The 8,431-nt window shown below is 73.3% G+C and carries 7 protein-coding genes; 1 reads left to right on the top strand and 6 read right to left on the bottom strand.

Features of this window, described 5'->3' with window-relative positions; translation table 11 throughout:
* Positions 1-1,591: AsmA family protein (locus AC0IW9_RS29595; protein WP_471651900.1), on the bottom strand; the 1,591-nt coding region annotated here is incomplete at its 3' end.
* 36 nt (positions 1,592-1,627) lie between these two features.
* Entirely contained in the window at positions 1,628-2,617 is a 990-nt protein-coding gene (locus tag AC0IW9_RS29590; RefSeq protein ID WP_471651899.1) for an RluA family pseudouridine synthase, read from the bottom strand.
* A 109-nt stretch (positions 2,618-2,726) separates the two neighbouring features.
* Between AC0IW9_RS29590 and AC0IW9_RS29585 the strand changes: the two genes are divergently transcribed.
* On the top strand, positions 2,727-3,239 hold the full coding sequence (locus AC0IW9_RS29585; RefSeq protein WP_471651898.1) for a septal ring lytic transglycosylase RlpA family protein: 513 nt from the start codon (positions 2,727-2,729) through the stop codon (positions 3,237-3,239).
* A gap of 92 nt (positions 3,240-3,331) precedes the next feature.
* Here AC0IW9_RS29585 and AC0IW9_RS29580 read toward each other — a convergent pair whose 3' ends face one another.
* The 4 genes from AC0IW9_RS29580 to AC0IW9_RS29565 all read right to left on the bottom strand — a co-directional run.
* Positions 3,332-4,783: a DEAD/DEAH box helicase gene (locus AC0IW9_RS29580; RefSeq protein WP_471651897.1), complete on the bottom strand. Its 1,452-nt coding sequence runs from the start codon at positions 4,781-4,783 to the stop codon at positions 3,332-3,334.
* Between the two features lie 360 nt (positions 4,784-5,143).
* Positions 5,144-5,683, bottom strand: a complete 540-nt coding sequence (gene moaB, locus AC0IW9_RS29575) for a molybdenum cofactor biosynthesis protein B (RefSeq protein ID WP_471651896.1) — start codon at positions 5,681-5,683, stop codon at positions 5,144-5,146.
* Between the two features lie 24 nt (positions 5,684-5,707).
* Positions 5,708-7,633 carry a lytic transglycosylase domain-containing protein gene (locus tag AC0IW9_RS29570; RefSeq protein ID WP_471651895.1) on the bottom strand — a complete coding sequence of 642 codons (1,926 nt, stop codon included), beginning with the start codon at positions 7,631-7,633 and terminating at the stop codon, positions 5,708-5,710.
* 153 nt (positions 7,634-7,786) lie between these two features.
* Positions 7,787-8,431: uracil-DNA glycosylase (locus AC0IW9_RS29565; RefSeq protein WP_471651894.1), on the bottom strand; the 645-nt coding region annotated here is incomplete at its 5' end.

Below are 8,431 nucleotides of genomic sequence, written 5' to 3'. Positions count from 1 at the left end.
GGGCAGGGGCCGGGGCCGCGGTGGAGGCGGGGTTGGGGGCCGCCGCGGGCGGGCGCAGGGCATCGAGGTCGATGCGGCCGGAGGTGAAGCTGCCGGCGATACCCTGCCGCTGGCCGACCACATAGGTCAGCTCCGCCGCCGCCGCATCCGCCGCCGAGGAGGTGAGGCGCAGCCCGCGCAGGAAGGCGCCGGCGGCGAAGCCCGGACCGCGCTCGGCAATTTTCGTATCGAGGGCGATGTCGCGCACCGCGGGCAGCGGCGTGCCGGCGAGCGGCGCGAGGGCGGCCAGTTCCGGCACCCGCAGCGCCAGGGCGAGGTCGATGCCGGTGCGCTTGCGGAGATCGGCGACGGTGCCCTTGAGCGCGGCCGTCGCGGTGGCGGCCGAGAGGGTGAGGTCGAGCGGCCAGGGCTTCGGAGTGTCAGAGGGCTGCGGGGTACCAGCCAGCAGCAGAGCCGGGGCGCCGAGGGTGCCGCCGAGGCGGAGCGGCACGCCGGATAGGGTCGCCTCCGCCGCCAGGGTGAGCGGCTGGTCCTGGGCCGGCAGGCTGGCGGTGAGGCTGGCGAGCTGCAGGCCGGGCAGCAGCGCATCCAGGGCCGCCGCGCCGAGGGTGAGGCGGAGGTCGCTCAGCGCCGGCAGGACACCGGGGCCGGCATCGGCGGCCTTCGCCACGAGAACCACGTCGCGCAGCGGCAGCAGGGGCGCATCGGGAAGCAGCGGGGCGAGGCGCTGCAATTCGGGGATGCGGGCCTCCAGCGCCATCCGCCAGCCGCGGGCCTGGAGCGGCTGGGCGATGGTGCCATCGGCGGTCACCTTCGCCCCGGCAGCCTCAAGCGCCAGGCGGAGCGGCCAGGGGGAGCCGGCGGCGGGGTCGGTGAGGGCGGCGAGCGAGCCGGTCTGGCCCTGCAGGGTGAAGGGCGTGCCATCCAGGGCGAGCTGGCCCGAGAGGCTGAGCGGACCGGTGGCGCCATCGGCCCTAGTCTCGAGCCGGGCGATCTCCAGCAGGCGGGACTGGCCGCTGCGGCCGTCGCGCCAGGTGAGGCGGCCCTCGGTGACGTCGACGCGGTCCACCGCGATGCCGAGGCGGCGGCCGGCCTCCTGCGCCGCGGTCGCCGGGGCGGCGGCGGGTGCGGCGGGGGGCGGCGTGCCGAGAGCGGGGGCTTCGGCGGGCGTGAAGGCCCAGTTCGGATGGCCCTCGGCATCGGTCTCCAGCAGGATATTGGGGGCCTGGAGGACCAGCCGCTTCACCGCGACCTGGCGGGAGAGCAGCGGCAGCAGGGCCAGCTCCACCTCCACCCGGCGGATGCGGGCCATCTCCGGCCGGCTGCCGCCCGGCATGTTGGCGAGGGCGACGTCTTCCAGGGTGACGGTCGGGACCAGGGCGAGCTTGATCCCGATGGGCCCGGCCAGGGTCAGGGTCCGGCCGGTCGCCGCCTTCACCGCGGCCTCGATCCGCGGCTTCTGCGCCGCCGGGTCGAAGGTGGCGAGGAAGACGGCGGCACCGGCCAGCGGCAGCAGCACGAGGAGCAGGAACGCCCCGAGGACCCAGCGCAGCCAGCGGCGGCGGGCAGGGCGGGGCAGGGCATCCGACATCGGCGTCTCCGGGCTGTGGCGAGGTGGGCGCAGGTCCTAGCGCTTGGAGACGGGCGCGACCCGCCGGGGTTTCAAGGTCTTCGGGGCCTCGAAGCCGAAATAGGCGAAGGTGTCCTTCATATGGGGCGGCAGGGGGGCGGAGGCTTCCAGGGTGCCGCCTTCGGGATGCGGCAGGCGTAGCGCCCGGGCATGCAGGTGCAACTCGCCGGAAAGCCCGTCCATATGCGCCGCGGCGCCGCCGTACTTGCCGTCGCCGAGGATCGGTGTGCCGAGGCCCTCGGCGCAATGCACGCGCAGTTGATGGGTCCGGCCGGTCAGCGGCTTCAGCTCGAGCCAGGCGGCGCGGGCCTTGGCGGCATCGAGGGTGCGGAAATCGGTGATGGCCCGCGCCCCGGCATCGGGGTCGTCCATCGCCATCACCCGTTCGCCGCGGGGGCCGTCCTGCTTCAGCAGGGCGATGTCGATGCGGCCGTCGCGCTGCTGCGGCTGCGGGATGACCACGGCCCAGTAGGTCTTCTCGACGCCGCGGCCGCGGAATTCCTTGGCGAGGAAGGCGGCCGCCCCTGGCGTGCGGGCGATCAGCAGGACGCCGGAGGTGTCCCGGTCCAGCCGGTGGACCAGGCGGGGCCGGTCCTCGTAGCCGAAGCGCAGCGCGTCCAGCATGCCGTCGAGGTGGCGGGTGATGCCCGGGCCGCCCTGGACCGGCAGGCCATGCGGCTTGTCCAGCACGATGACGCTGTCGTCCCGGTGGATCACCAGGGTCTGCAGCCATTCGGCATCCTCGCCGGAGACGAGGAACTGGTCCCGCGCCGGGGGCGGGCCATCGGGCAGGGGCGGGATCCGCACCTCCTGGCCGGAGGCGAGGCGCGTATTGGCCTCGGCCCGTTTGCCGTCGATGCGGATCTGGCCGGTGCGCAGCATCTTCTGCAGCGCGCCCTGGGTGAGTTGCGGGAAGTGGCGGCGGAACCAGCGGTCGAGGCGGGTATCCGCCTCGGCCTCCGCCACGGTCCTGGTCTGGATGGTCATGCGGCGGTGCTTAGCACGGACGGCGGGGAAACCGCGAACCGCGGCCGGAGGGGGCAATGAACTAACGGCTCGCTGAGGCGTAAGCGGTGGCATGACACGGATCATGGCCATGGCCGCAGGCGCGGCCCTCATGGTTCTGGGTGTCGCCACCCCGAACCTGTCCACTTCCGCCGAAGCCGCCGAGCGCGCGCGGACCACGCAACACCAGCGCGCAGCGAATGCGCACAAGCAGAAACCGACGGCCGCCCGGCCGCAACGTCAGGCGGCCACCAGGCCGCAGCAGCGCCCGACCGCGGCGCGGCCGCAGCGCGGCACCGCCAGCTACTACGCGCAGCGCTTCAACGGGCGCCGCATGGCGAATGGGGCGCGCTTCGATGCGCGGTCCAATTCGGCGGCGCACCGGACCCTGCCGCTCGGCACCACGGCGCGGGTGACCAACCTGGAGAATGGCCGCAGCGTCGAGGTGAAGGTCGAGGATCGCGGCCCCTATGCACGCGGCCGGGTGATCGACCTGAGCCCGCGTACGGCGCAGGACCTGGGCATGAAGGAACAGGGCACGGCGCAGGTGATGGTGACGCCGATCGAGGTCCCGGACCGCGACCAGATCATCGCCCAGCGCTAGTCGCTGCCAGCGCTAGTCCCTGATTGAACCCATGAAAAAGGCCCGGGGTCGATGACCCCGGGCCTTTCCTTTGTCCGCCGTGGGGCGGCTGATCAGTCTTCGCCGCCGACGCGCCAGGTGGCGTCCCGTGCGCCGGGGGCGGCGCCGCCCTCACGGAAGTCGGCATCGCGCCAGCGGCGGTCCTTGCGACCCACCGAGGCGATGGCCGCCGGCATGGCGCGCCGGCGGGTCTGGCCGGCATCCGGGCCGCGCGGCGCGGCACCGGTCGGGCGCTGACCCTGCGGGCGCGGGGCACCGGAGCGCGGCGCGCCGCCGCCCGGGGCGCCACGGCCGCGGTTCTGCCCACCGCCGCGATGCTGCTGCGGCCGGCCGGCGGACTTGCCATTGGCCGGGGCGCGGGCGACCGGGACGGACTGGTCCATCCGGTGGTCCTCCGCCGGGATCGGCGTGCGGACCAGCTTCTCGACGGCCCAGAGCTTGTCCAGCTCCTCCGACGCGACCAGGGCCACGGCCTCACCGGAGGCGCCGGCGCGGGCGGTGCGGCCGATGCGGTGGACGTAGCTTTCGGGCACGTCCGGCAGGTCGTACTGGATGACGTGGGTCACGTTGTCGACGTCGATGCCGCGGGCGGCGATGTCGGTCGCCACCAGGATCGGCGCGATGCCGTCACGGAATTCCTGCAGGGCGCGCTCGCGCTGGCCCTGGGACTTGTTGCCGTGGATGGCATTGGCCGAGAGGCCGTCCTGCTCGAGCTGCTTCACCACGCGGTCGGCGCCGTGCTTGGTGCGGGCGAAGACCAGGGTGCGGCCAACGCCTTCGCCCTGCAGCAGCTTCGCCAGCAGGGCGCGCTTGCGGCCGGTCTCGACGTGGAGGATGCGCTGGGAGACACGCTCGGCGGTGGTGGCGACGGGGGCCACCTCGACGCGGGCGGGGTTGTTCAGCAGGTCGCCGGCGAGGCGGCCGATCTCGACCGGCATGGTGGCCGAGAAGAACAGCGTCTGGCGCTGGCGCGGCAGGGTCGGGATCAGCTTGCGGATGGCGGGCAGGAAGCCCTTGTCCAGCATCTGGTCGGCCTCATCGAGGACCAGCGTCTCGACCCGGTCGAGCCGGGCGGTGCCGGCGGCGAGATGGTCGAGCAGGCGGCCCGGCGTGGCGACGACGATATCGACGCCGGCCGAGAGGGCGCGGCGCTGCGGGCCATGCGGCACGCCGCCGAAGACGGTGGCGACGGAGAAGCCGAGGTGGCCGCCGTAGGTCTTCACCGCATCGGCGATCTGCGTCGCCAATTCCCGGGTGGGGGAGAGGATGAGCACGCGGCAGCCGCCGCGCGGCGGCCGGCCGCCCTTGGCGGCGAGCTGGTGCAGGATGGGCAGGGCGAAGGCGGCGGTCTTGCCGGTGCCGGTCTGGGCGATGCCGAGGAGGTCGCGCCCTTCGAGCACGAGGGGGATCGCCTGGGCCTGGATCGGGGTGGGGGTGGTGTAGCCGGACTCCTCAAGCGCGCGCAGGAGGGGCGCGGCGAGGCCGAGGTCGGTGAAGCTTGTCACGTAAATACTGTATCCCAGTCGTCGCGCGGCGCCTGACGCGGACCCGGTCATGGGTCGCCGCGGGTTTCAGGTGGAGACCCCGCGTGGCTGGGTCGATCCGGAAGAGGGCTTCCTGTGCACCGGCAGTTCGACCGGGTCCAGGATCGCCCAGCAAAGGCAGCCTTTCTGGCCGCGCGCGGACTAAAACTGGACGGGGTGGCCGCTCACGCGGCCGGGCACCACCGGGGCGTGCAGCCGCCGGCAGGGGGTACATGCGCCCTCGCCGCTGCGATGGCAAGGGAAAGCTTGGCTATGCCATCGTATCACCAAGCCTGCGGCCTTCTGCTCCGCCCAGTCCGTCCGAAACCGTACGGACCGAATCTAGGCCGCCTTCAGGTGTTCCTTCAGCCGCGGCATCAGCTCCACCAGGTTGCAGGGCCGGTGCCGGGCATCGAGCTGGAACAGCAGGATATCGTCCCAGGCATCCTTGCAGGCGCCGGTGCTGCCGGGCAGGGCAAAGAGGTAGGTGCCGTCGGCGACGCCGCCGATCGCCCGGGACTGCATGGTGGAGGTGCCGATCTTGCGGTAGCTCAGCATGCGGAAGAGCTCGCCGAAGCCCTCGATCTCCTTCTCCAGCACCCGCTTGAAGGCCTCCGGCGTCACGTCGCGGCCGGTGATGCCGGTGCCGCCGGTGGTGATGACGCAGTCGATGCTGGGATCGGCGATCCAACGGCGGAGGATGGCCTCGATGCCGTCGGCCTCATCGCGGCTGATCTCGCGGGCGACGCAATGGTGGCCGGCACCGGTGATCCGGTCCTGCAGGGTCTGGCCCGAGCGGTCGGAGGCCATGTCCCGCGTGTCCGAGACGGTCAGGACGGCGATGTTGACGGCGACGAAGGGCAACGATTCATCGATGGGCATGGGGCAGTCTCCCGCGTGTCGCCCTCAATGTAGCGCGCGGGGGCGGCTTCGCAGCATGGCGGTGACGTCTTCCGGCCTGGCGAATTTCGGGAAGCTGCCGGCGGCGAGCTGGTCGAGGCTGGGGACGGGCAGACCGAGCCGGCTGGCGTAGATCCAGGAATAGGCCATGACCCGCTGGACGAAGCCGCGCGTCTCGTCGATCGGGATGGATTCGATGAAGAGGAAGGGGTCGTCCCGGTGGCTGCTGGCCGGGAGCCACTTCTGCAGGTTGCCCGGGCCGGCGTTGTAGGCGGCCAGCAGGCGGATCAGGTTGCCCTCCACCGCCTCATGCCGGGCGAGGTAGTGGACGTAGCGCTGGCCGAGCTCCAGCGAGAAGGCGGGCTCGTGCAGCCGGTGCACGCTCTCGGCGGCGAGGGAGGGATCGTTGGCGACGTAGCTGGCGGTCGCCGGCATCATCTGCATCAGCCCGCGGGCGCCGGCCGGGGAAACCGCGGCGGCATCGAAGCGGCTTTCCTGCAGCGCCAGCGCATAGAGCAGCGAGGGGTCGATGCGGAAGCCGCCCTGCGGCAGCAGCGGCGGCAGGGGGAAGCGGGCGAAGTCGCGCGGGCGGCCATCTTCCGCCTGGCTGGCGGCGGCGAGCTGGGAGGTGAGGCCGTTCATCCCGGCCAGCGAGGCGACCGCGAGCATGGCGCGGGTCAGGCCGGGATTGCTGCGGGCGCGGGCCCAGAGCTGGCGCAGCTCGGCCTCGGCCCGGGCGGGCTGGCCGACCTGGAGCAGGGCGAGGGCGCGCCAGCCGCCGGCGGTCTCGGCCAGGGCGGCGGTCTCGGCTTCCCCGGCGAGCTCGCCTTCCCAGGCGAAGGTGCTGCCGAGGCCCAGCGCCCGGCGGGCGACCAAGCCGTAGAAGGTGCGGGGCTCCTGCGCCGCCTGCATCATCCAGGTAACATAGAGCTGCGGCCGGCGGGCGCGGACGGCGGCGCGGGCGGTCCAGAAGGCGCTGGCGGAGCGCAGCGCGGGGGCGGCGGTCTCGGTCCGGGCGGCGCGCTCGAACCAGGGCAGGGCGACCTCGTAGCGCTCGAGGCCCCAGGCCGCGAGGCCGGCGGCGAAGGCGGCGAGGCCGGTATCGGCGCGGCCCTGCTCGGGCGGGGCGGTCTCGGCGGCGATGCGATAGGCATCCTCGTCGCGTCCGGCGCGGAACAGGCCGATGGCCAGCTCGCCGCGCAGCACCGCGGCATAGCCCGGGGTCATGCCGCGGGTGCGGCCGATCAGCGCCAGGGCGGCAGGGGCATTGCCGGCGCGGGCATGGTCGCGGATCGCGCGGTCGAGGGCCGGGTTGCGGGCGACGGCGGCGCTGTCGCGTTCCTCCGGCGCCAGCGAGAGACCGGGGGTGAGGCTGTCCGGGTCCGGCGGCGGGGCGGGCAGGGCGGTGCCGCGGGGCAGCAGCGCGGCCAGCATGGCGTGCAGCCGGGGGGCATCCGGGTGGTCGGCGTATTGGCCGAGCCAGGACTGGACCTCGGCGGCCTGGGGCCGGGCATCGGCGCGCTGCCAGCGATCGGCGAGGACATGGCCGAGCAGGCGGTGGTCGGCGAGGCGGGTGGTCTCGGCTCCGGCGCCGGCGAGGTCGCCGCGGCCCTGGAGGCTGAAGATGCGGCGGAGCCGGGCGGCATCGGAGGGGGCGAGCACCTGCGGCAGGCCGGCAGTGCCGCCATTCGGTGCCGGGCGCGGCAGCAGCATGGCGGTCTGGCTGAGGCCGGGCCGGCCGCCGTTGGCGCGCGGGGCCGGCTGGGCGCTTGCGGCAGGGAGGTCCGACTGACCCGTGAGGGCAGGGGTGCTGCTCAGGCTGCTGTACTGGGTTGCGGCCCTCTGCGCCTGGGCGGGGGCTGCTGCACCCGCCATCAGCGCCGCGCCCCACAGGACCCCGCGAAGCAGGGGGCGAAGGGTCGCACGGGCCATGGGACCGATCGCTCGCATGGCCGTTCCCGTTAGCGGCCTATGGCAGGCGGGCGCAACCCCTCAAATGCACCATCATCCGCAGACGAGTTTGCCTCCGGCGTGAAACGATGATCATCATTCGGGCGAAATCAGGTAAAGATATTCAGCTTGGCGTTACTGTTGCCCGTCGATGGTGCGTCGGAGAAGGAGCAGGTCAGCCCAGGCTTCTCGCTTGGCTGCGGGGGTGCGGAGCAGGTAGGCAGGATGCAGGGTGGGAAGGGCCGGCAGCGTGGTTTCTTCTTGTGTCGTTACTTCAAGCCAACGGCCCCGCAGCCGGGTAATGCCTTCGCGAGATCGCAGCAGCGCCTTGGCCGCGACGCCGCCCAGCAGCAGCAGCCGGCGCGGCTTGGCGAGCGCGATGTGGCGCAGGATGAAGGGCAGAAACAGGGCGATTTCGGCATCCGTGGGCGTGCGGTTCCCGGGCGGGCGGAAGGGCAGGATATTGGTGATGTAGAAGTCCCGCTCCCGCGACAGGCCGACCGAGGCCAGCATCCGGTCCAGCAACTGCCCGGAGACGCCGACGAAGGGGCGGCCGAGCCGGTCCTCGTCGCCGCCGGGGGCTTCGCCGATCAGCATCAGCCCGCTGTCGGGCACGCCATCGGCGAAGACCAGGTTGGTCGCGGTCTCCCGCAGGGGGCTGCCGTCGAAACTCGCCATGGCCTCCCGCAGGGCATCCAGGCTGTCGGCGCCGGCGAGGTCGCCGCGGCCCTGGAGGCTGAAGATGCGGCGGAGCCGGGCGGCATCGGAGGGGGCGAGCAC

The sequence above is a fragment of the Belnapia sp. AC561 genome, from assembly GCF_979252845.1.
The sequence above is the reverse complement of the archived record's forward strand: the minus strand, read 5'-3'. Positions and strand labels throughout refer to the sequence as shown.

Coding starts and splice junctions, on each gene's coding strand:
- AC0IW9_RS29585 (WP_471651898.1), top strand. CDS start 2,727: ATGGCCGCAGGCGCGGCCCTCATGGTTCTGGGTGTCGCCACCCCGAAC.
- AC0IW9_RS29590 (WP_471651899.1), bottom strand. CDS start 2,617: ATGACCATCCAGACCAGGACCGTGGCGGAGGCCGAGGCGGATACCCGC.
- moaB (WP_471651896.1), bottom strand. CDS start 5,683: ATGCCCATCGATGAATCGTTGCCCTTCGTCGCCGTCAACATCGCCGTC.
- AC0IW9_RS29570 (WP_471651895.1), bottom strand. CDS start 7,633: ATGGCCCGTGCGACCCTTCGCCCCCTGCTTCGCGGGGTCCTGTGGGGC.